This is a genomic window from Ilumatobacter fluminis, assembly GCF_004364865.1.
Classification (GTDB): Bacteria; Actinomycetota; Acidimicrobiia; order Acidimicrobiales; family Ilumatobacteraceae; genus Ilumatobacter; species Ilumatobacter fluminis.
The window spans coordinates 1,036,644-1,059,568 of sequence record NZ_SOAU01000001.1; the positions used below are offsets into that span (position 1 = coordinate 1,036,644).

The 22,925-nt window shown below is 68.7% G+C and carries 18 protein-coding genes; 8 read left to right on the top strand and 10 right to left on the bottom strand.

Translation table 11 applies throughout. The features are described from left to right. Positions 1-5 precede the first annotated feature (5 nt). From BDK89_RS04585 to BDK89_RS04605, 5 genes are all read right to left on the bottom strand, one after another. The gene (locus BDK89_RS04585; RefSeq protein ID WP_133867824.1) at positions 6-1,052 is read right to left on the bottom strand and encodes a prenyltransferase/squalene oxidase repeat-containing protein; all 1,047 of its coding nucleotides are present in this window, start codon (positions 1,050-1,052) and stop codon (positions 6-8) included. Next, the gene (locus BDK89_RS04590) at positions 1,049-1,774 is read right to left on the bottom strand and encodes a class I SAM-dependent methyltransferase (RefSeq protein WP_133867825.1); all 726 of its coding nucleotides are present in this window, start codon (positions 1,772-1,774) and stop codon (positions 1,049-1,051) included. The genes BDK89_RS04585 and BDK89_RS04590 overlap by 4 nt, the downstream gene beginning before the upstream one ends. A gap of 2 nt (positions 1,775-1,776) precedes the next feature. Further along, on the bottom strand, positions 1,777-3,075 hold the full coding sequence (locus BDK89_RS04595; protein WP_133867826.1) for a glycosyltransferase family 4 protein: 1,299 nt from the start codon (positions 3,073-3,075) through the stop codon (positions 1,777-1,779). Positions 3,076-3,142: 67 nt separating this feature from the next. Then, on the bottom strand, positions 3,143-5,101 hold the full coding sequence (locus BDK89_RS22055) for a sigma-70 family RNA polymerase sigma factor (protein WP_133867827.1): 1,959 nt from the start codon (positions 5,099-5,101) through the stop codon (positions 3,143-3,145). A gap of 126 nt (positions 5,102-5,227) precedes the next feature. Further along, positions 5,228-6,067, bottom strand: a complete 840-nt coding sequence (locus BDK89_RS04605) for an aldose 1-epimerase (protein ID WP_133867828.1) — start codon at positions 6,065-6,067, stop codon at positions 5,228-5,230. 44 nt (positions 6,068-6,111) lie between these two features. On the opposite strand from BDK89_RS04605, the gene dtd reads away from it, so the two are divergent. The 4 genes from dtd to BDK89_RS04625 all read left to right on the top strand — a co-directional run bounded on the left by dtd (position 6,112) and on the right by BDK89_RS04625 (position 11,563). Then, a complete protein-coding gene (gene dtd / locus BDK89_RS04610; protein ID WP_133867829.1) occupies positions 6,112-6,576 on the top strand; it encodes a D-aminoacyl-tRNA deacylase in 465 nt (154 codons plus the stop codon). 19 nt (positions 6,577-6,595) lie between these two features. Beyond that, positions 6,596-7,549, top strand: coding sequence for an LLM class flavin-dependent oxidoreductase (locus tag BDK89_RS04615; protein ID WP_208293963.1), 954 nt, complete (start codon positions 6,596-6,598; stop codon positions 7,547-7,549). 41 nt (positions 7,550-7,590) lie between these two features. After that, positions 7,591-11,061: a UvrD-helicase domain-containing protein gene (locus BDK89_RS04620; RefSeq protein WP_133867830.1), complete on the top strand. Its 3,471-nt coding sequence runs from the start codon at positions 7,591-7,593 to the stop codon at positions 11,059-11,061. Positions 11,062-11,134: 73 nt separating this feature from the next. Further along, entirely contained in the window at positions 11,135-11,563 is a 429-nt protein-coding gene (locus BDK89_RS04625; RefSeq protein ID WP_133867831.1) for a flavodoxin family protein, read from the top strand. Between the two features lie 7 nt (positions 11,564-11,570). On the opposite strand, the gene BDK89_RS04630 is transcribed toward BDK89_RS04625, so the two are convergent. Both BDK89_RS04630 and BDK89_RS04635 read right to left on the bottom strand, forming a co-directional pair. Beyond that, a complete protein-coding gene (locus BDK89_RS04630) occupies positions 11,571-14,579 on the bottom strand; it encodes an AfsR/SARP family transcriptional regulator (RefSeq protein ID WP_133867832.1) in 3,009 nt (1,002 codons plus the stop codon). Between the two features lie 212 nt (positions 14,580-14,791). Then, positions 14,792-15,286: a hypothetical protein gene (locus BDK89_RS04635; protein WP_133867833.1), complete on the bottom strand. Its 495-nt coding sequence runs from the start codon at positions 15,284-15,286 to the stop codon at positions 14,792-14,794. Between the two features lie 193 nt (positions 15,287-15,479). Here BDK89_RS04635 and sucC point away from each other — a divergent pair, with 193 nt between their 5' ends. Beyond that, positions 15,480-16,631: an ADP-forming succinate--CoA ligase subunit beta gene (gene sucC / locus BDK89_RS04640; protein ID WP_133867834.1), complete on the top strand. Its 1,152-nt coding sequence runs from the start codon at positions 15,480-15,482 to the stop codon at positions 16,629-16,631. Between the two features lie 6 nt (positions 16,632-16,637). Next, positions 16,638-17,534, top strand: a complete 897-nt coding sequence (gene sucD, locus BDK89_RS04645; protein ID WP_133867835.1) for a succinate--CoA ligase subunit alpha — start codon at positions 16,638-16,640, stop codon at positions 17,532-17,534. Positions 17,535-17,610: 76 nt separating this feature from the next. Here sucD and BDK89_RS04650 read toward each other — a convergent pair whose 3' ends face one another. Then, on the bottom strand, positions 17,611-18,126 hold the full coding sequence (locus BDK89_RS04650; RefSeq protein ID WP_133867836.1) for a hypothetical protein: 516 nt from the start codon (positions 18,124-18,126) through the stop codon (positions 17,611-17,613). A gap of 150 nt (positions 18,127-18,276) precedes the next feature. On the opposite strand from BDK89_RS04650, the gene purH reads away from it, so the two are divergent. Continuing rightward, positions 18,277-19,827, top strand: a complete 1,551-nt coding sequence (gene purH, locus BDK89_RS04655) for a bifunctional phosphoribosylaminoimidazolecarboxamide formyltransferase/IMP cyclohydrolase (protein WP_133867837.1) — start codon at positions 18,277-18,279, stop codon at positions 19,825-19,827. Between the two features lie 19 nt (positions 19,828-19,846). Here purH and BDK89_RS04660 read toward each other — a convergent pair whose 3' ends face one another. Together BDK89_RS04660 and BDK89_RS04665 are read right to left on the bottom strand one after the other, a co-directional pair. Then, positions 19,847-20,227, bottom strand: coding sequence for a DUF805 domain-containing protein (locus tag BDK89_RS04660; protein WP_208293964.1), 381 nt, complete (start codon positions 20,225-20,227; stop codon positions 19,847-19,849). Between the two features lie 68 nt (positions 20,228-20,295). Then, positions 20,296-20,802, bottom strand: coding sequence for a YbaK/EbsC family protein (locus tag BDK89_RS04665; RefSeq protein WP_133867838.1), 507 nt, complete (start codon positions 20,800-20,802; stop codon positions 20,296-20,298). A 76-nt stretch (positions 20,803-20,878) separates the two neighbouring features. Between BDK89_RS04665 and BDK89_RS04670 the strand changes: the two genes are divergently transcribed. Further along, complete coding sequence (locus tag BDK89_RS04670) at positions 20,879-22,870, top strand: acyltransferase family protein (protein ID WP_166657382.1); 1,992 nt, start codon at positions 20,879-20,881, stop codon at positions 22,868-22,870. The last annotated feature ends 55 nt before the right edge of the window (positions 22,871-22,925 follow it).

Sequence of the window (22,925 nt, forward strand, 5' to 3'; positions counted from 1 at the left end):
GACGGTCAGGACGGGCGCAGCGACGACCGGACGAACAGGTCGCTGCCCGGACTCGCGCCGGCGATCGCGTCGGCAGCGAGGACGACGGCGGCCGCCGTGTACGAACTGGTCTCGCCCTCGGGGAACACGACCTTGTCGGGGTAGACGAGACCGGTGAGGTAGCTGCCGTCGGGGCAGCGATGTGACCGGGTCCAGCGGAGCAGATCGGTCGCCGTCGCGAACTCACCGATCGACGCGTAGGCGAGCGATGCCTCGGCGGTCTCCGACGCCGTGATCCACGGCTCGTCGCTGACGCACCGGATGCCCAGTCCTTCCATCGAGAACGTCGGCCAGCCGTCGGCGAGGCGGATCTTGGCCGCCTCACCCTCGATCGCACCGGTGAGGACGGGGTAGTACCAGTCCATCGCCCAACGGGTCTTCGGCTGGAAGGCCAGCGGTTCGTTCGCGATCAGTGAGCACATGCGGTCGGCGGCGTCGACCCAGTCGGGTCGGGGCGAGCCGGTCGCCAGACCGACGGCGGCGCCACAGCGGAGCGCGTGCTGGATCGACGACGAGCCGGTGAGCAGTGCGTAGTCCCAGCGGCGGGTGCCGTCCGCCTCGACCGCCCAGAGGACGAGTCCGTCGTCCTTGCGGAGGGACAGGACGTGGTCGAGCGCCCGCTCGACGGTCGGCCACAGATTGTCGACGAAGCTGCGGTCGCTGGTGCACTTCCAGTGGTGCCACACGCCGGTTGCGATGTACGCGACGACGTTCGTGTCGACCTTGTCGTCCTCGACCGCCATGTCGCGGTCGCCGTCGGGCAGGTAGTAGTTGTGCCAGCTGCCGTCGGGGCGCTGGATGTCGGCGAGCCACTCGTACGCCCGCTCCGCTTCACGATGCAGGCCGGCCACGTCGAGTGCCATCGCCGACTCGACGTGGTTCCACGCGTCGCAGTGACCGCCCGGCCACCACGGGATCATGCCGCTGTCGGTCTGCAGACCTGCCAGGTGCTCCGCCGATGCGACGATCTCGTCGCTCGAGATGACGCCGGGCAGGTCGGGGATGCGACTCATCCGTCATCTCGCTTCGTCGCGTAGTGCACCGAGCTCTTGCCCAACACGGGTGACAGCACACGTTCGGCGACCTTCGTGCTGGCCGGCTGCTCGATGATGTCCCATTCGAGGAAACTGCGGTACTTGACCACGATCGGGTGGTCGTCGTTGGTGGGGCCGACGGCGCACTTGAGCCACCAGTACGGCGAGTGCAGAGCGTGTGCCCGGTGGTAGCCGTCGACGTCGAGGCCTGCGGTACGCAGCTTCGCCCGCAGCTCGGTCTTGGTGTAGATGCGGACGTGCCCACCGACCGACTTCGGCGCGTGGTACTCGTCGCTCAGCTTCCAGTTGACGACTTCGGGCGACCAGGCCGGCACGGTGGCGGCGAATCGGCCGCCCGGCTTCAGCACTCTGACCATCTCGGAGATCGCGGCGACGTCGTCTTGGATGTGTTCCAGCACTTCCGACGTGATCACGACGTCGAACGTGTCGTCGGGGAACGGAAGCCGTGTCGCGTCGCCCTGCAGCACACCGATCAATCGGTCGGGTGTGATCTCGCCCTGCTCGACCATTGCGGCGAGGGTGTCTCGCGTCTCGACCACCTCGTCGGCGGCGTAGTCGAGTGCGACCACGCGGGCGCCGCGGCGGGCGCACTCGTAGACGTGGCGACCGAACCCGGACCCCACGTCGAGGACTCGGTCGTCGGGCCGCAGGCCCAGTTCGTCGAAGCGGATGGTGAGCATGGTCAGATCCGGCCGTTGGCGGCGAGCTTCTGGATGTTCTGCGGCATGGCGAGCACCTCGCGGTACTGCTCGACGGTCAGCTCCGCGCAACGACGCCAGGTCCAGCGTTCGAGCACGCGCTGGCGACCGGCCTCGCCGACCCGTGCACGTGCGTCGGGGTTGTCGAGTGCCCGGCGGATCGTGGCGGCCAGATCGTCGGCATCGCCCTTCCGGCACCGGAAGACGGTCTCGCCGTCCTGTCCGGTCACTTCGGGGAGGGCGCCGCCGTCGGTGGCGACGAGCGGCGTGCCGGAGCACATCGCCTCGATCGCCGGCAGCGAGAACCCCTCGTAGAGGCTCGGCACGACGGCGAGCTCGGCCTGCGAGTACAGCTCGACGATGCGTTCGTCGGGCACACCCGAGACGAACTCGATGTGATCGGCGAGCCCGTACTGCTCGATCAGATCCATCGACTTGCCCGGCTTGGCGCGACCGATGACGGTGAGCGTGATGTCGGCGCCGTCGGCGCGCAACTTGGCCATGGCCTCGATCAGATAGGCGAGCCCCTTGATGGCCACGTCGGCCGACGCGGTCGTGATCAGACGGCCGGGGATGTGCTCGACGCCGTCGAGGGGACGGAACAGCTCGGGGTCGACACCGACCGGTACGAGCCGCATGTTCTCCATCGGGACGCCCATGTCGGTGTGGATGTCGTTGATCGAGTTCTCGCTCACGACCACGACTCGGGGGACGCGCGACGCGACCTTGCCCTGCATCCGCACGAAGCTGTACCACCGGCCGACGGCGCGCTTCTTGAACCAGTTCGGCGCCGCTTCGATCTCGAGCGCACGATCGCGGGTGATCGGATGGTGCAGGGTGACGATGAGCGGGATCTTCTCTTCGAGCTTTGCGATGCCGTAGCCGAGCGACTGGTTGTCGTGGACGAGGTCGAACTCGCCGAGTCGCTTCGAGAGGTGGGCATCGACCCGAGCGCTGAAGGCGAGCGGCTCGGGGAACTGCCCCGTGCAGAACACGGCCGCCTCGAGCAGGTCGTAGCGGCTCTTGAACTCCCAGTACGCCGGGAAACGACCGGGGTACTGGTCGTTGAAGATGTCGAGCGAGGGGAGCTTGGTGAGCGGGACCCGTTCGTCGAGCACCGGGTACGGCTGGCCGGCGAAGACCTCGACATGATGGCCGAGATCGACCAGCGCCTTGGTCAGGTGCCGGGTGTAGATGCCCTGGCCGCCGACGTGCGGCTTGCCGCGATACGTGAGATACGCGAGCGACAGGGGCGCGTGGGGATCATGTCCGGCCGGGGGCATCAGGACAGACTACCGGCCTGAGTTACCTGGAGGTAACCGAACGTCGGTCACGCAGCGTGGCATTCCGTCAGCAGTGGGTGCCGTCGGTGCCGACCGAGACCGTGCCGCTCTCGGTGGTGCGGTAGCCGTGACGATCGACCGCCGACGCCGTCCACGAATGGATGCCGGGATCGGGCACCGTGTCCCCGTCGCGGTCGAGGTTGAACGACCCGTAGTACGTGTTGCCATCGGGGAGGAGCGGCTCGAACGCCGTCTGGCCACCGGGCGTGACGATCGTGATGCCTGCGGTGATCGGTGGCGACTCGTCCGAGATGCCCGCCTGCCACGAGATCCAGCTGAGCTGTGAGGCTTGGCACACGTGGGTCGGCGGCGGGATGAGCTTCATGGCCGGGGGACGGGCGATCGCAGCGGTGACGTCGACGGTCGCCTCCGCTCCGTCGCCGTAGAACGTGAACGACTGAGCGACCGGGCCTTCGGTCGACCATGTCCGGTCGACCGAGATCGTGATGGTCGCCGACGCGCCCGGTGCGAGCTCGCCCTGCGTCGGTGAGATCGAGAACGGTGACGATGCTCCTCGGAAGCCGAGCGGCCCGCTGAACGTGTACCAGGTCATCGGCGCCCCGCCCGGGTTGGACACCGTGACCGTCGCCGACGGGCTCGTCCGACCGAGGTCGACGCTGCCGGCCGACAGCTGCAACGACCCGGGCGTGGTCGTCGTGGTCGTGGGCCTCGTCGTCGCGGGCACCGTGGTGGGTGGTGGAGGCGGCGGTGCGGGTGGCGCGGTGGTGGTCGTGGTGGTGGTCGTCGGGGCGATCGGGTTGGCGCTCAGCGTCGGTGTGGTCGACGTCGTGACCGGGAGCGTCGTGGTCGTGGTCGACGTGGTGGATGTCGTGCTGGTCGAAGTGCTGGTCGAGGTGCTGGTCGAGGTGGAGGTGCTCGGTGTCGTCGTCGTGCTCGGTGCGACCGGGGGAGCGGCGGCGACCGTCGTGGCGGGTGCGGGCGAGGTCGGGTCCGGCGACGTGGTGGTCGTCGACGTGGACCCGATCGGTGCGGTTGCCACCTGTTCGGTCGATCCGTCTGCCAGGACGTAGACCGCGGTGCCCGCCGTCAGCACGACCAACGCTGCGATGCCGACGACCAGGAGCGCCAGCTTGTGGAGGTGCCGCAGCGCGGACGGGAACCCACCCGGGCGACCGAACCCGTACGAGGCGGCACCGCCGGCGCCGCTGCCTCCGGCCGGTGTGATGTTCGTGGTCGCTGCGAGCACCCGGTCGCGGAGGGCCGGGGGAGCGGCGAACGCCGGAGCGCCGGCGAACAGGGCGAGCGGAACGACCTTGCTCCGAGTGCGCTCGCAGATGTCGCACTGGTCGATGTGGCGGGCGACGCGCTTGCGGATCAGGACCGAGAACTGCTCGTCCCAGCCCTGCAGGATCTTCGCCAGCTCGTCGCACTCCTTGCGGCCGCGCCGAGCTACACAGAACGCTGCGAGGCTCCGCTCGGTGCGCTGACGCATCCGGTGCACCAGGCCGTAGCTCTGTTGGGCGGAGACGCCGAGTGCGTCCGCGAGGTCGGCGCCGTCGAGACCCTGGCGCACGCTGAGTTCGAGCACGAGTTGGTCGCGTTCGTCGAGGCCGGCTGCCGCTCCGCGCACGAGGGCGGCGAGCTCGTCGTACTCGACGCCGGCGGTCGCGTCGTGCTCGTCGGGCGGGAGCTGCATCTCAGCCGCCGCCTCGGTGAAGTCGGTGGGGACTGCCCGTCGACCCTTCTTGGTGCGTCGGTACACCTCGTTGCGCAAGATCGCGAACAACCACGGCTTGAGACGCGAGGGGTCGCGCAGCTGGCCGAGCCGTTCGGCCGCCACCACGAACACGTCCTGCACCACGTCGGCAGCGTCGTGCCGATTGCCGGTCATCGCCGCCGCGGTGTCGTAGAGCGTTGCGCCGTACAGGTCGTACATCCCGGCGAGCGCGCTCCGATCGCCGGAGAGATACGCGCTGACGAGCTGGGAATCCGTGATGGTCGACATGATGCATGAGCCTCCTCCTCTGTGTGTCCAGAGGTGTCGGAGGCGGGGATCTCGCGATTTTCGCGGACGACGTTCGAGAAATCCTCGGTCGACGACCCTAGGCGCGATGCGACGGTCGGTGGTCGGTCATTCGACGGCGATGCGATACCAGGCGGAGACCGACTCGCCCGGCTCGAGCCGACGAGGAGCGATGTTGAACGCGTCGGGCGGACCCGTCTGTGGCTCGACGCACGTCGCGTACGAGCGCTCGTCGTAGACGACCCAGTGATCGCAGTCGGAGGTGATGCGGACGGCGATGTCGCCGACCGACAGCGTCACCGGCTCGGTATTGACGAAGCAGTCGTCCCACGGCCCGTCGGGGACCGGAATCAGCTCGTCGACGGCGACGTGGTCGTCGTCGCGCCGGTACATCGACGTGGGGGAGAACACGACCGCCGACGGCTTTCGGAACCAGGGGTGCCAGCCGAACGAGACCGGGAACGGTCGGTCGGTGGCCGTGACGGTCATGGTCGTCGTGATGCCGGTGGCGTCCACCTCGAATCGCTGTGCGACTTCGCCACCGAACGGCCAGGTGTGGTCGGCCGGCATCGAGAAATGCAGCCGGGCCGAGCGTGGGTCGACCGCAGCGGTGTCCCACGCTGCGATGAAGCCGACGCCGTGGATCGCATGGTCTTCGTGGTTGATCGGCAGGTGGTACTCACTGCCGCCGAACGAGAAGCGGCCGTGGCGGATACGGCCGGCCCACGGCACCATCGGGAACGAGCCCCACCCCGTGGCCGGCACCTCGCCGGCATCGTCGGCGCCGACTTCCCCGGCAACTCCGCCGGCGAGCACCTCGGCCGCGTCGTCGTAGCCCACGAGCAGCGGCGCACCGTCGACCGTCAACTGTGTGAGGCGTCCGCCCCGACGTGGGTCGATGGTCGCGCTGATGCGTTCGGTCGTCAGCTGGATGGGGGCGGTCGTCACCCCGCCATTGTCGCCCACCGGGCGAGTCGTGGCATCCTTCGATCGTGCGAGCGCTGGTGCAACGGGTGACCCGGGCGAGTGTCGACGTCGTCACCGGCGATGCCTCGGAGCGGTCCGGTGAGATCGGTCCGGGTCTGTGTGTGCTCGTCGGTGCGACCCACTCGGACGATGCGGAGCTCGCCGACAAGCTCGCCGAGAAGGTGTGGCACCTGCGGATCCTCGACGACGCCGCCGGGGTGATGAACGAGTCGCTCGCCGCCCGCCACGAGGCCGGGCTGCACGCCGAGGTGCTCGTCGTGAGTCAGTTCACGCTGTACGCCAACACCGACAAGGGGCGACGGCCGAGCTGGAACGAGGCGGCGCGCCCCGAGCACGCCGAACCGCTCGTCGACCGGTTCGTCGAGCGGCTCCGAGCACTCGGCGCCGTCGTCGCCACCGGGCGATTCCGCACCGAGATGCGCGTCGAGCTCGTCAACGACGGCCCCGTCACCGTGCTCGTCGAACTCTGATCGCGTCTACGGTTCGGCCATGGCACGTGCCGAGATCGGGATGGTGTTCGACCGGGCGTTCCCCGCGGCCGCGGTCGGCGACTACGCGCGACGTGTCGAGGCGGCCGAGCTCGATCAGCTGTGGCTGATCGAGGACTGCTTCTACACCGCCGGGATCTCGCTCGCCGCGACGGCGCTGGCGAGCACCGAGCGGATCGGCGTCGGCTTGGGCATCATGCCGGCCGTTGCCCGAGCCGTGCCGATCACGGCGATGGAGATCGCGACGCTGGCGAACATCGCCCCGGGACGCTTCTTCCCCGGCATCGGACACGGTGTTCAGGACTGGATGGGTCAGATGGGTGTCCGTCCGGCATCGCCGCTCGCTGCGCTCGACGAGACCATCTCGTCGGTGCGGCGGCTCCTCGCCGGTGAGGAGGTGACCCTCGACGGTCGGGAGGTTCGCCTCGACAGCGTGCGGCTCGACCAGCCGCCGGCGGTGGTGCCACCCGTCGTCGCCGGGGTGCAACAGACCAAGTCGCTCGCGGTCGCCGGCCGGGTGGCCGACGGGGTGATCCTCGTCGAGGGCGCCGGCCCGACGTACGTCCGTTGGGCACTCGAACAGGCGGGCGGTCCCGACCCGTTCCGGGTGGTGACGTTCACGATGATGGCCGTGTCGGACGACCGGCGGGAGGCGTACGGCTGGGTCGCGCCGTTCGTCGCCGGTCTGATCACCGAGCGGCGCCCGGCGTTCACCGTGCTGCCGTTCTTCGACGAGATGTTCGAGCGGGTCGAGCGAGGCGGCGCCGACGCACTGCTCGACATGCCCGCCGACCACTGGCGCGAGATCGGAGCGATCGGCACGCTCGACGACGCCCACGCCCACCTGGAGTCGCTCGAAGCGGCCGGCGTCTCCAGCGTCAACGTGTTCCCGGGCGACGATCTGGGTGTGGCGCTCGGCCAGATCGACGGCGTCGCAGCCCTCGCCCGACGCTGACCGCCGGGCGCGTCACACCCCCTCCCTAGGATGGGTGCACGATGTCGGAACCGCCCACGCTCTTCTCCGATCCTGCCGACGACGAACCGTCGGCGCCGCCCGCCGCATCCGAGCCTGTAGCGCCGGTCGACCCGAACGCCGACATGCCTCATCCGGCCGAGTCGTTCGCCGAACGGGCGGCGCCCCGCCGCGACGGGCCATCGCCGTTCACCCAGGGTCTCAACCCCGACCAGCTCGACGCCGTCGTGCACACCGAGGGCCCGTTGCTGGTCGTGGCGGGTGCCGGGTCGGGCAAGACGCGAGTGCTCACGCACCGGATCGCCCACCTGATCGATCAGGGGGCCCGACCGTCCGAGATCCTCGCCATCACGTTCACGAACAAGGCCGCGGCCGAGATGCGCGAGCGCGTCGCCGAACTGGTCGGCCCGGTCGTTCGCACGATGTGGGTGTCGACCTTCCACTCGGCGTGCGTCCGCATCCTTCGGCGCGACGGCGAGGCGATCGGCTACCCGCGAACCTTCTCGATCTACGACCAGGCCGACGCGGTGCGCCTCACCGGCTACATCATTCGCGACCTCGGGCTCGACGCGAAGCGGTTCACCCCACGCGGCGTCCACGGTCTGATCTCCCTCTGGAAGAACGAGCTGAAGTCGCCCGAACAGGTCGCGGCCGACGCGGAGAACATCTTCGACCGAAAGCACGCCGACGTCTACGCCGAGTATCAGGCCCGCCTGCTGAAGGCCGGCGCGATGGACTTCGACGATCTACTCGCGAAGGTCGTCGAGCTGTTCCGTGAGCACCCCGACATCCTCGACCACTATCGCCGACGATTCCGCCACATCCTGGTCGACGAGTACCAGGACACGAACCAGGCCCAGAACGAGATCGTCCTCCTCCTGGCCGGCGACCACCACAACGTCACCGTCGTCGGCGACACCGACCAGTGCTTCCCGGCCGGCACGCTCGTGACGACTCCGAGCGGACGCGTGCCCATCGAGGCCCTCGCCGTCGGCGACGCAGTCGTCGGTGCCGCGCAGCACCCGACGCCGCGGTCCGAAGTGGTGACACACGTCGAGCCAGGTCACTACGAAGGCACGGTCGTGCGGTTGCGTGCCGGCGAGCACGAGGTCGTCGCGACGCCCGGCCACCTCGTCCCGATGCGCCTCGTGCCACAGGCCGACCGATGGCTCGTCTACCTGATGTACCGAGCCGACCGAGGGTGGCGTATCGGGCGCACCGTCGCATCGCGTCCTGCACGTGCCGGCCTGGCGAAGCACGGACTCCTCGTGCGAACCAATCAGGAGCACGCGGACGCCGCCTGGGTGCTTCGCATCTGCGACTCACTCTCCGAAGCGGCGTATCACGAAGCCCGTCTCGCCGCGGAGTTCGGCCTGCCGACGGCGTGCTTCCACGACACGGGTCGCGGGCTCGCCATGGACGAGGTGTGGCTGCAGCGGTTGTACGACAGCATCGACACCGAGACGCGCGCGAAGAACCTGCTCCACGAGCATGCGCTGACGGCCGACGCTCCGCACCATCGCCCTCAGAACGGAGCGCGCCGGGCCACCGTCAACCTGACCATGTTCTCCGACCTCCGGGCCGAGGTCGGCTACCACCGGGTCCAGTGGTCGTCGAACCGCACCGACGTCGCCGACCGACTCCGGGCCGCCGGTTTCCGGCTCCGCGAAGGAAAGACGTCGAAGAGTCTGCGGTACGAAACCGTCTTCAAGGACTACGACCAGGCGCTCGAATCGGCGCATGCACTCGCCGCTGCGGGCGGGCTCGACATCCGACGCCGGTTGTCGCACGGCGGGGTCGTGTACGACCTCATGCCGATCGCGAACGCCCATCCGGGTATGGAGGTGCTCGTGTTGGACGGCGACCGCTTCGAGGTGCGGACCGTCGACGAAGTGGCGCACGAGCGCTACTCGGGACCGGTGTTCGACCTCGAGATCGATCGGGTCCACACGTATGTCGCCGGCGGATTCCTCGTCCACAACAGCGTGTACAAATTCCGCGGGGCCGACTTCCGGAACATCCTGCAGTTCGAAGATGCGTTTCCCGAGGTCACGACGATCGTGCTCGATCAGAACTACCGGTCGACGCAGACGATCCTCGACGCGGCGAACGCCGTGATCGACCACAACGTCGAACGCAAGCCGAAGAACCTCTGGACCGACGTCGGTGGTGGCGACCGGATCGTCCGCTACCACGCCGAAGACGAGGGGGACGAGGCGATGTGGGTGGCCGGCACCTGCCAGCAACTGCATCGTGACGACGCCTACAACTGGCGAGAGATGGCGGTGCTGTATCGCACGAATGCCCAGGCCCGTGTGGTCGAAGAGGCGTTCATGCGGTCGGGTATCCCGTACAAGGTCGTGGGCGGTACGCGCTTCTACGACCGGCGCGAGATCAAGGACGCGATGGCGTACCTGCGCGCCGTCATCAACCCCGCCGACGAGGTCAGCGTCAAACGGATCGTCAACGTGCCCAAGCGCGGCATCGGTGACGCCAGCGTCGACCGTCTCGACGCGTACGCCGCCGAGATGGGCATCACGTTCGCCGAGGCGATGCGTCACCCCGACGAAGCGGGCGTCACCGGCCCGGCCCGACGCGGTCTGGCCCACCTCACAGAGATGCTCGATCGGCTCGGCGACATGGCCGGCACCGAGGGCGTCGGACCCGGCGACCTGTTGCAGGCCTGCCTCGACGATTCCGGTTACCTCGCCGAGTTCGAGGCCGAGGACACCGTCGAGTCGCACGGCCGCATCGAGAACCTCGGCGAGCTCGTCGGCTCCGCCCGCGAGTTCACCGTCATGGACGAGTTCCTCGAGCAGGTGAGCCTCGTCGCCGACACCGACGACCTCGACGACGACGATCAGGTCGTGCTGATGACGCTCCACTCCGCGAAGGGGCTCGAGTTCCCGGCCGTCTTCATCGTCGGCGTCGAGGAGGGCGTGTTCCCCCACAACCGTGCGCTCACCGAACCCGACGAGATGGAGGAGGAGCGTCGACTCGCGTACGTCGGTATCACCCGGGCGATGCAGCGGCTGTTCATCTCCCACGCTTGGAGTCGGATGCTGTTCGGCAACACGCAGTACAACCCGCCGTCGCGGTTCCTCGACGAGATCCCCGAGGCCCTCGTCGACCAGCAGGGCAACGTCAGCGGGCGATCCTCGTACGGTCGCCAGAGCTATCGCAATCGTGACGAGCGCCCGTACGACGACCCGCCTGCGTACCGTCGCCGCGGACGCGGCACCGACAGCGCCGCCCAGGACGCCCACCGAGACCGCATCGTCGAGTCGGCGATGCGCTCGCGCAACACCCCCGAACCGTCCAACTCGCAGGAGTTGGGGCTGAAGGTCGGCGACGACGTCGCCCACCCGGCCTTCGGCGAGGGCGTCATCATCGACATCTCCGGCGCAGGCGACAAGGCCGAAGCGGTCATCAACTTCCCGGGCGTCGGGCAGAAGCACCTCGCCCTGGCGTGGGCACCGCTCAAGAAGCTCTGATCGTCACATCCGCGACGGTCATGACGTTCGGCCCTCGCCGCGCGGTGCTCCGATCTGGCAGACTCTTCCACCGATGAAGGCAGCACTGCTCGTCGAGAGTCTCACCGGCAACACCTGGAAGGCGGCCGACCTGATCGCCGACAAGCTCCAGCAGGAGCGTTGGTCGATCAGCGGCATGTCGTCGGTCGGCCAGCCCGACCTGCGGGCGATCCAGGAAGCCGACCTCGTGCTCGTCGGCACGTGGACCCATGGGCTGTTCGTCGTCGGTCAGGCGCCGTTCGGTGCCCCGAAGATCGCCAACCTGCCGCCGATGCGTGGCAAGAAGGCGGCCTGCTTCCTCACGTTCGCGCTCGACGCCGGCAAGAGCATCGACAAGCTCACGGGTGCCCTCCACAAGACGGGCGCCGATGTCGCCGGCGGGCTCGAGATCAAGCGCAGTCACCTCGACGAGCACACCGATCTCTTCGTCGAGCGACTGCTCGACGTGCTGCACCCCGCCTGACGGTCGGTCAGACCCGCACGCCGACTCGCGCCGCCGCCGCGATCGTCTCGGGTTCCGCATCGAGGCCGGCCTCGGCCAGGTCGGCGACGAGCTGCTCGGCCACCTGCCGGGCGCCCGCTGCCGCGCCGATCGCCCGATAAGCACCGATCGCCGTTCGCCCGGCTCGCTCGGAGATCGAATCGCGCGCGAGGACCGACGTTGCCAGCTCGAGCGATCGCTCGGGTTCGCCCTTGGCGAGCAGCAGCTCCGCAGCGCGGCACGCCGCCGACAGCTCGAGGGAGTGCAGCCGGATCCGGTCGAACCGGACCTCGTCGACGTCGAGGTGCGGGACGTAGTCGCCGCCGACGATCGCCACGGCTCGTTCGTACGCCGCCAGCGCCGTCGACGGGTTCGACTGGCGGTCGGCCAGCGCCCCCGCTTCGTACTCGGCTTCGAATCGGTCCCGGTCGACGACGAGGAGGGTCGGGTCGAGATGGAGCAACTGATCGGTGACCTCCAGGTAGGGCGGCTCGCCAGGAACGGAGAGTGCCTTCTGCAGGTGGGAGAGGTTGGCCCGGAGGTTCTCGCGGGCTCGGGTCGGCTCGAGATCGGGCCACATCTGCTCGGCCAGTCGTGCCCGATCGACGGTGCCACCGAGCACGAGGAGGCTGGCGAGTTCGCGTACCTTGCCGCGCGACCGGTCGCCGATCAGGACGTCGCCGCCGACGGTGGAGATCGCGAACCGGCCGAACGTGGTGACGTGGAGCGGGCGCGAGGGGCGGGGGCGGTACGTGTCACCGAGCGCTCTGGCGAGCGATCGCACCGGCTCCGGCGCGTCGGCCGCGAGTCGCTGGACCTCGCGGGCCGCGTCGGGGAGCGAGGCGAGGGCCGGATGTGCCACCGGCGGGTCGGAGGCGGCGATCGCCAGGTCGACCAGCATGTCGGGCGGAACGTGGACTCGCAGGAGGTCGAGCTGCGACCACGACAGTGATCGGGCCGGACCGACGTCGCCGTCGACCATCGCGGCCCGCCATGCGGCGCCGGCGGCGACCGCCTGCTGCATCGAGGGGCCGAGCTGGATGTGGTCGAGGTCGTCGAGATGATCGCACAGCGCGCGGATCGGGGCGAGGATCGTCATGTACGGCCAGGCCGGGAACGGGAGTACGGGGATCGCCGACTCCATCCGTGCGATCGCGGCAACAGCTCGTTCGTGGTGTCCGGCGGCAGCGAGCCACATGACGTCGGCCGCTTCGGCGAAGAGTCGGTCGCCGGGCTGCGCAGTCGCGCCCAGGTCGAGCGCTTGGTCGATCAACGGGCGCGCGCCGTCGAGGTCGCCGGCCGACACGCCGATCTGGGCGACGATGCTGCACAGGGCGAGCTGGACGACCCGCATGTTCCGCCGGGCGTACCGTTGCGGGAGCTCGCGGGCGATGGGCCAGGCCAGGTCGGGGCTGATCTCCCCACGCCACCACACGGCCTGCCCGGCGAACGGGTCGCTGACGCCGTCGGCGAGCACCTGGTCGAGATGGGAGTTGACGAGTTCGGGACGTCCGAGCGACAGCAGTCGGCTCGACACGGAGCCGCGCGCTGCATCGGGATCGTCGATCTCGTAGCCGTCGATCTCGGCGAGCGCCGTCGCGGTGTCGCCCCGAACCGCAGCGGCGTTGGAGCGGAGCATCGCACACGCCGACTTGGCCATCCGGTGACCGTCGTCGGCGAGCCGTTGCAGACCGGGCGAGATCGAGAGCTCGTGTGGGTTCTCGGCGGGGGCGAGCTGGGTGATGCGCCAGTGCGCAATGACTGCGTCCTCGTCGTTGCCCGCCTGCTCGGCGAGCGTCAGGGCCCGGCGGTAGGCGTCGATGCACAGTTCCGGCTGGGTCGCGAACAGGCGAGCGGCTCGCAACAGCTCGCCGGAGGCGCCCTCGGCGAGTTCGTCGGGGAGGAGGTCGAGCAGGGCCATGATCTCGGCGGTGTCGAGGGCGCTGCCGAGTGGTCGGATCGACGCCCGACGGACCACCTCGGCGAGTTGCTCGCGGTCGCCTGCCAAGGCGAACGCTTCGGCGGCGGCGACGAGGTCGCCGACATCGAGCAGGTGCTCGCCGGCGCGGCACGCTGCGTCGCGCCGACGGTCGTCGTCGACCGCGTCGACCAAGGCCTCGGCCCACAGATCGTGGAGCCGGAACGTCGAGTCGTCGACCGGCTCGACGAGGGGTAACCCGGCGACGAGTTCGCCGGCGGTCGTCCCCGACGACGGCGCGACCGCGGCGAGCAGCTTGTCGTTGATGTTGGAGAACTGCGCGGCGATGGCGAGCAGTTCGCGTCGGTCGGTCGGCAGCGAATCGATGACCTGCTCCCACAGGTAGTCGAGGCCCGAGCGTGCGTCCTCCCGGCATTGGAGGGTGACCAGCGCCGGCCACGTCGCCACGCGTGCGGCGGGGTTGGCGCCGAGTCGTTCGGCGATGTGCTGTGCCTCGGCAGGCGTGTACGCGAGGTCGGACTCGTCGATGGTGATCAGTCGGTCGGCGCTCTTCAGGTGGGTGAGCGGGATCGCCGGCCGGGTGCGTCCGGCGAGGACCAGCGACGCGTTCGTGGGCAGCCGTTCGATGAGCATCTCGATCGTCGACCACGATGGTGCGCCCGGTTCGATGCGGTGGACGTCGTCGAGCAGGATCGCGACGCGTTCGGGTGCCAGCGCCCACGCAGCGTCGAGGACGTCGTCGATCGTGACGGCGGACGGCGGCTCGGCGGCGGGGTCGGTGAGCGAACGGAACACGCCCGACAGCAGATGGTCCGGGTCGCGGTCGTGCTCGATCACACGCAGCCAGGCGTCGCGCCCGGCCGGACTCAACCGGTTCTCGTCGATCGCGTGGGCGAGCAGGGTCGACTTGCCGTAGCCGCCACCGCCGGTCACCGTGACGACCCGCACCTCGAACCGCTCGGCGAGCGCCGTGACGAGACGTGGACGCACCAGCGTCCACGCCGGGGAGCGTGGGGGTTCGAAACGGAAGGGGAGTGGTGTTCGGTCTGCGGTGCTCATCGGTGGTCGACGGCGGGAGCACGCCCGCCGTCGGCGAGCTTAGGTGGACGACACGGTTCGGTTCTCGTCGTTCTGCGGGCGACGTCGTCACCCGGCGAGTGATGCGATGTGAGTGCCGTGACGGGCGGCCCGACCCGTTGCGTGTGCGATCGTGCGCCGACGAGCGGATGGCTGTGCAGGGCCGAACGGCCCGCGTCGAGCGGACCGTCGGGTCAGTTCGCCTCGGCGGCGCGCAGGTCGATCACGAGTGTCTCGCGACCGTCGACCCGCGGGAACACGCCCTCGTCGGGCGGGGACAGTTCGCTGACGTCGACCTCGCGGCCGTCGCAGTCGACGAACAGCCGGGTGCCCACGACCTGCTCGACCACGCACGTCGGTTCGCGATCGGCCGGATACGCCCAGTACACCCGCCAGCCGTCGGCGGCGACGGCGCCGGTGTGATCGACCACGATCGACCGAGTCCCGATCGCCGTGCCGAGCTCGGGGAAGAACAGGGGACCGCTCTCGGCGACTTCCTCGGCCAACGACTCGACGGGACCGACGGTGAGCTCGGACGGGGCGATGCGCTCGGTGGCCTCGGCACCACCACGCGAGATCCACGCCGCCATTCCCCAGAGGAACAGGGCGATCAGGCCGAGCACGACGACGCCGCCGAGCACCGGGACGACCGCCCGGGCGAATGGCGAACGCAATCGTGGGAGGGGCACCGTGCCAGTCTGCCGTCGCCGCGACCGAACCGGAACCCGGGGACGGGGTCGGTTGGGCACCGTCTGGCTGGAACGAATAGGGTGCTGGACTCGTGGAGCGTTCGTCTCGCGTCGATGGATCTGCGTCCGTCGCGCATGCTCCCGCCGGCTGACCCCGACCGAGACTTCAACCGACCAGAAGGGAACCACCCACGTGGATTTGTTCGAGTACCAGGGCAAGCAGTACTTCGCCCGCTACGGCATCCCGGTGAGCCCGGGTGCACCGGCCGACACCGTCGACGAAGCCGTCACCGCCGCCGAGGACGCCGGGTACCCGGTCGTCGTCAAGGCACAGGTGCAGGTCGGCGGTCGCGGTAAGGCGGGCGGCATCAAGCTGGCCGACAACGCCGACGAGGTGCGCGAGCACGCCGGCAACATCCTCGGGATGGACATCAAGGGCCACGTGGTCCGTCGTCTCTGGGTCGAGCACGCCTCCGACATCGAGGAGGAGTACTACGCCAGCTTCACGCTCGACCGTGCGGCGAAGAAGCACCTGCTGATGCTGTCGGCCGAAGGTGGCGTCGAGATCGAGGCGGTCGCCGAGTCGAACCCCGACGCGATCGTCAAGCTGCACATCGACCCCGTCGACGGGCTCGACCTCGCGACGGCCCGCCAGGCGGCGGTCGACGCCAAGCTGCCCGAGCGTGCGCTCGACGGAGCCGCCGACATCCTCGTCAAGCTCTACACCTGCTTCACCGAGGGCGACTGCGACCTGGCCGAGATCAACCCGCTGATCCTGAAGCCGACCGGCGAGGTGCACGCTCTCGACGCCAAGGTCACCCTCGACGGCAACGCCGAGTTCCGCCATCCGGAGTGGGAAGACTTCAAGGGCCTCACCGAGATGGACGACCGCGAGAAGATGGCGGCCGAGAAAGACCTGCAGTACATCGGTCTCGACGGCACCGTCGGCATCATCGCCAACGGCGCCGGCCTCGCGATGTCGACGCTCGACGTCGTCAACCAGGTCGGTGGCGCAGCGGCGAACTTCCTCGACATCGGCGGCGGCGCCAACGCCGACGTGATGGCCGGTGCACTCGAGGTCATCAACTTCGACGAGAACGTGAAGTCGATCTTCATCAACATCTTCGGTGGCATCACCCGTGGCGAAGAAGTCGCCAAGGGCATCGTCGAGGCGCTCGGTCGTGTCGACCTGAAGGCCCCGATCGTGATCCGCCTCGACGGCACGAACGCCGAGGAAGGCCGACAGATCCTGGCCGACGCCGGTATTCCGGAAGACAAGCTGCGGAGCGAGCCCACCATGCTCGACGCCGCCCGAGCCGCGGTCGCGCTGGCCGCAGGAGCCTGATCCCCCATGGCCATTTTCGTCAACGAGAACACCAAGGTCGTCGTCCAGGGCCTGACCGGTGGTCAGGGCAAGTACCACGGCCTCCGCAACCGCGACTACGGCACCCAGATCGTCGCCGGCGTCACCCCGGGCAAGGCCGGCCAGGACGTCGACGGCATCCCCGTCTACGACACGGTCGAAGACGCGATCGCCGCCACCGGCGCCACGGCGTCGTTCGTGGTGGTGCCGCCGAAGTTCGCGGCCGGCGCCATCCTCGACGCCGCGAAGGCGGGCATCGAGTTCATCGTGTGCATCACCGAGGGCATCCCGGCCCAGGACGAGGCGAAGGTCTACAACACCCTCGTCCGTGACTACCCGAACACGCGGCTGCTCGGCCCGAACTGCCCCGGCATCATCAGCCCCGGCAAGTGCAACATCGGCATCACCGCCGGTGAGATCGCCGAGCTGCCCTCGGCCGATGGTCCGAACGTCGGCATCGTGAGCCGCTCCGGCACGCTCACCTACCAGGCGCTCTACGAGCTGAAGCAGAAGGGCATCGGCGTGTCGACGTGTGTCGGCATCGGTGGCGACCCGGTTCCGGGCACCAACTTCATCGACTGCCTCCGTGAGTTCGAGGCCGATCCCGAGACCCACGCGATCATGATGATCGGTGAGATCGGTGGCTCCGCCGAAGAAGAGGCGGCCGAGTTCATCCAGGCCAACGTCAGCAAGCCGATGTCGGCGTACATCGCCGGCGTCACAGCGCCTCCGGGCAAGAAGATGGGCCACGCCGGCGCCATCGTCTCCGGCGGCAAGGGCACGGCCCAGGGCAAGATGGAGGCCTTGTCGGCCGCCGGTGTCAAGGTCGGTCAGAACCCGACCGAGGCCGGCGAGCTGATGGCCGAGATCGTGGCCGGTCTGTAACCGATCCGTTCCCGAACGCGAGAAGGCGGCTCCACCCGAGGGTGGAGCCGCCTTCGACGTTTTCGATCCGTGGTCGTCAGCTGCCGGCGGGCGGCGGGGGCGGCGGCATCTCGCCGGCCGCGTCGCCGTCGTTGTCGAACGCCGACTTCAGCTTGTTCGGGTCGGTCAGGTCCTTGAGGTCACCGCCGGCAGCGGTGAAGCTCATCACGGCACCCGCGGTGGCGACGAACGTCGAGATCGCCGACAGCCACAGTCCGATCGCTCGGCCGAGATCGACACCTTCCTTGTCGGGGCCGGTGACGATGAGGAACAGCATGAGGAGGCTCGCCAGTCCGGTGGCTGCGATCAGGATGATCGGCCAGGGGAGCTTGTCGTCGAGCTTCTCCATCACACGCAACACCGTCACCACCGCGGCACCGACCACCAGGATCAGGGAGAACCAGCCGCGGAACCAGTCGAATGCGTTGCCGTCGCTCGCCGAGAACCCGAAGCTCTCGATCTTCGCCCAGTCGAAGAACAGGCCGAAGACGATCATCCCCGCTCCGCCGCCGATGATGAGCCAATCGTTCGTCTTGAACTTGCTGAAATCCATGGGACCCTCCAATGTCGGTCGTGACTTCCCAGTGATCGACACTACTCACCGTGGCCGACCGGGTCGGCGAATTACACCGTGGGTGTGTGTGGCTGACATTTCGTTCGGCGGCGACGGGGCTCCCGGGCTGACTCGCTACGGTCGGCGGACGTGCCAACCGCATTGCTCTCCGTGTACGACAAGACCGGCGTCGCCGAGCTCGCCGCCTCACTCCACGACCTGGGCTGGAGCCTGGTCTCGAGCGGCGGCACGGCCAGGGCGATCGCCGAACAGGGCGTGCCCGTCACCGACGTCGCCGACCTGACCGGTGTGCCGGCCATCCTCGACCACCGGGTCGTCACCCTGCACCCGAAGGTGCACGGCGGCATCCTCGCCGACCCGACGAGCGAGTCGCACCGCGCCGACATGGCCGAGTACGGCATCGAGCCGATCTCCCTCGTCGTCGCCAACCTCTATCCGTTCGGGAGCGACACCGCCTTCGAACACGGCTCGGGGAGCGCGGTCGAGATGATCGACATCGGCGGACCGGCGATGGTGCGGGCGGCCGCCAAGAACCACGCCCACGTCGCGATCGTCGTCGACCCGTCCGACTACGACACGGTCGTCGCCGACGTCCGAGAACACGGTGAGATCACCCTCGCGACCCGGCGCCGCCTCGCCCGCGATGCGTTCGCCCACACCGCCGCGTACGACGCGGCGATCGTCACCTGGTTCGACAGCGACGGCGGCGACGGAGCGACCGACCCCGAGCCGCTCCCGTCGACGATCCATCTGGCGCTCGAGCGTGCCGAGGTCTTGCGCTACGGAGAGAACCCGCACCAGCAGGGAGCCCGCTACCGCTTCAGCGGTGCCACCAGTTGGTGGGACACGATGACGCAGCACGGCGGCAAGGCGCTCAGCTATCTGAACCTGTACGACACCGAGGCGGCGTGGCGACTCGTCCATCGCTACGACGACCCCGCGTGTGTGGTCGTGAAGCACGCCAACCCGTGCGGCGTCGCCATCGGCACAACCGGCGACGACCTCATCGCCGACGCCTACGTCAAGGCGAACGCCTGCGACCCGGTGAGCGCGTTCGGTGGCATCGTCGCCGTCAACCGCACGGTCACCCAAGCCATGGCCGAACCGCTCTCCTCGGTCTTCACCGAAGTCGTCGTCGCTCCCGGCTTCGACGGCGACGCACTCGAGACGCTGCTCGCCAAGAAGAACATGCGCGTCATCACGGCCGAGGCACCGGACGAGTGGCCGTTCGACCTGAAGCCGCTCGACGGGGGCTTCATCGTGCAGCAGCCCGATCCGGTGTCACTCGACCGGTCGACCTGGCAGGTCGTCACCGAGACGCAGCCGACCGACGAGCAGTGGGACGACCTCGTGTTCGCCTGGGGCGTGTGTGCGGCGGTGACGAGCAATGCGATCGTCTACGCGAAGGACCGTCAGGCGTTCGGCATCGGCGCCGGTCAGCAGAACCGGCTCGACTCGGCGCGCATCGCCGCCGATCGTTCGGACGGTCGAGCGGAGGGCGGCGTGTGTGCGAGCGACGCATTCTTCCCGTTCCGCGACGGACTCGACGCCGCCGCAGGTGCCGGCATCCGGGCCGTCATCCAACCCGGTGGTTCGGTCCGTGACGACGAGGTGATCGCCGCCGCGAACGAACACGGCATCGCCATGGTGTTCACCGGCGAGCGCCACTTCCGCCACTGACGGAAGCCGCTCGTTCGGTTCAGGCGTACTCGTCGTAGACGTCGATCGGGACCGGCCCGTGGTCGTTGGCCTGCTTGTCGCCTTCCATCGCGAACAGCACGATCAAGACGATGAATCCGACGAACGGGATCAGGCCGATCAAGAGGAGCCAGGCCGTCTTGTTCGTGTCGTGCAGGCGACGAGCACCGGCTGCGATGCCCGGGATCACCACGCCGACGGCATACAACACGTACGCGAGCCAGAAGACGACGCCGAACGTCTGGGCGAGGATGCTCAGCACGATCGAGATCACCAGGTTGACGAGGACGAACCGCCAGAACGCGCCGCGACCCAGCCGTCCCTCGAAGTTGGCGTAGTTCTTGAGGACGACGAGCTTGTAGGCGTCGATGAACTGGTCCATGGCGTTCCTCCTGGTCGAACGGACGATCCGAGACTAGTGACCGCCGTCACGGCTGTGTGACCATCGACTCAGGCGGCAGCGTCTTTGGCGAGGCCGTCGATCACCTCGGCGCCCGGGAGCGCGGCGAGCGAGGCCGGGGGGACGAGCAGCTTTCGGTCGCGCGAACCCCCGCCGACGATCACCTGGTCGACCTGCACGACCCGAGCGTCGATCCACAGCGGCAGCGTGCCGGCGAGTCCGTAGGGCGTCACGCCGCCGATCTGCATGCCGGTCAGCTCGCTGGTCTCATCGGCCGAGGCGAACGACGCCTTCTTCACCCCGAGTCGCTTGCGGACGACCCCGTTCACGTCGAGTCGTGTGGTCGCGAGCACCAGGCACGCCACGTAGACGCGCGGGTCGCTCTTGCCGACGACGACGATCGCGTTCGCCGACTGGTCGAGCCCGTACCCGTACGCCTCGCAGAACGCTGCGGTGTCGGCGAGATCGGGGTCACACGGCACGATCTCGAACGGGTGACCGGTCGCGGCGGCCGCCGCGAGGACCGGGTCGGTCGGATCGGATGCATCGGGAGCCATGCCCCGCACCGTAGATCAGGTCGTTCCCGTGGGATGCCCACGGAATCCGCCGATCACCAGCGATACTAGGACCGTCATGTCCGACCTGACGTACGAGCGTCCGCGGGGCCGCCGCACCGAGAATCTGAGCCACGTGCCCTACCTGCCGGGCCTCGACGGCATGCGCGCGCTCGCCGTGCTCGCGGTCCTCGTGTACCACGCCAACGCCGAGTGGCTGGCGGGCGGCTTCCTGGGCGTCGAGGTCTTCTTCGTGATCAGCGGCTACCTCATCACGCTGCTGCTGATGTCGGAATGGGAAGAGCACGGCCGCATCGACATGATGGCCTTCTGGGGGCGTCGCGCCCGGCGGTTGCTGCCGGCGCTGTTCACGATGCTGTTCCTGGTGCTCACGTACACCTGGATCTTCGAGTGGGAGGCGCTCGGTCGACTTCGCGGCGACTTCCTGGCCGCCATCTTCTACGTCTCGAACTGGTACCAGATCTGGGTCGGCCAGCAATACGGTTCGGCGGCCGAGTTCGAACCGCTGCGGCACCTCTGGAGCCTCGCGGTCGAGGAGCAGTTCTACCTGATCTGGCCGCTCGTGATGGTGCTGTTCCTGAAGCGGTCCGGCACCCGCAAGCTCGGCATGACGGCCCGCTGGCTGGTACTCGCGGCGCTCCTCATCACGGTCGCGACGGCGTTCATCAACTACGGCGGCAGCGTCGGCACCTGCGAGACGACCCCGGACGCCTACTGGACGGTCGGCGACCGCTGCATCTCCAAACAGAACTTCCTGTACCTGTCGACCATCACCCGCTCGAGCGGCATCCTCCTCGGTGCCGCGTTCGCCATGGTGTGGCGTCCGGTGGCCATCATGCGCGGACCGCTCCGCAAGGCCGACCGACTGCTCGACCTCGTGTCGCTCGTCGGCCTGGTGATCATCGCCGTGTCGTGCTGGTGGTTGAGCTTCAAGCCCGGCCTCGGCACGAACTCGTTCCTGTTCCGAGGCGGCTTCCTGCTCACCTCGATCGCGACCCTCTTCATGATCGCCGCGGTCACGCACCCGTACACGCTGTCGGCGCGCTGGCTCGGCGCCCGGCCGATGGTCTACATCGGCACCCGTTCGTACGGCCTCTATCTCTACTCCTGGCCGATCTATCAGGTCCTGAAGGACCCGACTCGTGCCGGCCTCACCGGATGGCAGTTCCTGATCGGCATCGTGGCGACCTTCGTCCTGGCCGAGCTGTCGTACCGGTTCATCGAGACCCCGATCCGCAAGCGCCAGTTCGGTGTCTGGTGGCGCGGGTTGCGTCGACGCCGAGATCCGGTTCCTCGCATGCTGGCCACCGGCACCATGTTCGGCTGCGTCGGCTTGCTGGTCGCCGGTTCGCTGTTCATGTCGCTCGCCGACGTCGAGAAGTCGGCCAACGAGCAGTCGTTCGAGGAGAACGAGGGCGCAACCACCGATCTCAACGATCTGCTCGGCGGCGACACCGCCACCGGCACCACGGCGCCGCCGGTCGCGACCGGGCCCACGACGGTCCCCGACACGGTGCCGGGCGAGACGACCACGACCACGTCGTCCACCACGACCACGACCACGACGACGCTGCCGGCCGAGCCGGTCGACTATCTGGCGATCGGCGACTCGGTGATGCTCGGCGCGGCGAACGAGTTGTCGGAGCGTGGCTACGTCGTCGACGCCCAGAAGAGCCGTCAGTTCGGTGAGATCGTCCCGGCGGTGCAACAGCTCGTCGAGAAGGACCTGATCGGCGACAGCCCGGTCACGATCCACCTCGGTACCAACGGCCCGATCGAGGAAGAGGATCTGAACGCGCTCCTCGACGCGTTGAGCCCGCCCAAGTACAAGAACGTGCTGTTGCTCAACGTGCGCGCCGACCGGTCGTGGACGGCTCGCAACAATGCGCTCATCGCTGCTGCCGACAGCCGGCCCAACGTCATCGTGGTCGACTGGGCCAATCGGTCGTACGAGTGCACCGGCAACTGCTTCGCCGCCGACGGCATCCACCTGTCGTCCGACGGCGTCACCTTCTACGCCAACCTCATCCGCTCCTACACCGGCCGCTGAACAGAAGGGGTCAGGCACCTTCTGTTCAGGTAGGTACCGGCGTCGTGTCGTCGCT

What these genes read in the sequence shown, in the direction of transcription:
- BDK89_RS04585 (WP_133867824.1), bottom strand. Translation starts at nt 1,052, where the DNA reads ATGAGTCGCATCCCCGACCTGCCCGGCGTCATCTCGAGCGACGAGATC.
- BDK89_RS04590 (WP_133867825.1), bottom strand. Translation starts at nt 1,774, where the DNA reads ATGCTCACCATCCGCTTCGACGAACTGGGCCTGCGGCCCGACGACCGA.
- BDK89_RS04595 (WP_133867826.1), bottom strand. Translation starts at nt 3,075, where the DNA reads ATGCCCCCGGCCGGACATGATCCCCACGCGCCCCTGTCGCTCGCGTAT.
- BDK89_RS22055 (WP_133867827.1), bottom strand. Translation starts at nt 5,101, where the DNA reads ATGTCGACCATCACGGATTCCCAGCTCGTCAGCGCGTATCTCTCCGGC.
- BDK89_RS04615 (WP_208293963.1), top strand. Translation starts at nt 6,596, where the DNA reads ATGGCACGTGCCGAGATCGGGATGGTGTTCGACCGGGCGTTCCCCGCG.
- BDK89_RS04620 (WP_133867830.1), top strand. Translation starts at nt 7,591, where the DNA reads ATGTCGGAACCGCCCACGCTCTTCTCCGATCCTGCCGACGACGAACCG.
- BDK89_RS04625 (WP_133867831.1), top strand. Translation starts at nt 11,135, where the DNA reads ATGAAGGCAGCACTGCTCGTCGAGAGTCTCACCGGCAACACCTGGAAG.
- BDK89_RS04630 (WP_133867832.1), bottom strand. Translation starts at nt 14,579, where the DNA reads ATGAGCACCGCAGACCGAACACCACTCCCCTTCCGTTTCGAACCCCCA.
- sucD (WP_133867835.1), top strand. Translation starts at nt 16,638, where the DNA reads ATGGCCATTTTCGTCAACGAGAACACCAAGGTCGTCGTCCAGGGCCTG.
- BDK89_RS04650 (WP_133867836.1), bottom strand. Translation starts at nt 18,126, where the DNA reads ATGGATTTCAGCAAGTTCAAGACGAACGATTGGCTCATCATCGGCGGC.
- BDK89_RS04660 (WP_208293964.1), bottom strand. Translation starts at nt 20,227, where the DNA reads ATGGACCAGTTCATCGACGCCTACAAGCTCGTCGTCCTCAAGAACTAC.
- BDK89_RS04665 (WP_133867838.1), bottom strand. Translation starts at nt 20,802, where the DNA reads ATGGCTCCCGATGCATCCGATCCGACCGACCCGGTCCTCGCGGCGGCC.
- BDK89_RS04670 (WP_166657382.1), top strand. Translation starts at nt 20,879, where the DNA reads ATGTCCGACCTGACGTACGAGCGTCCGCGGGGCCGCCGCACCGAGAAT.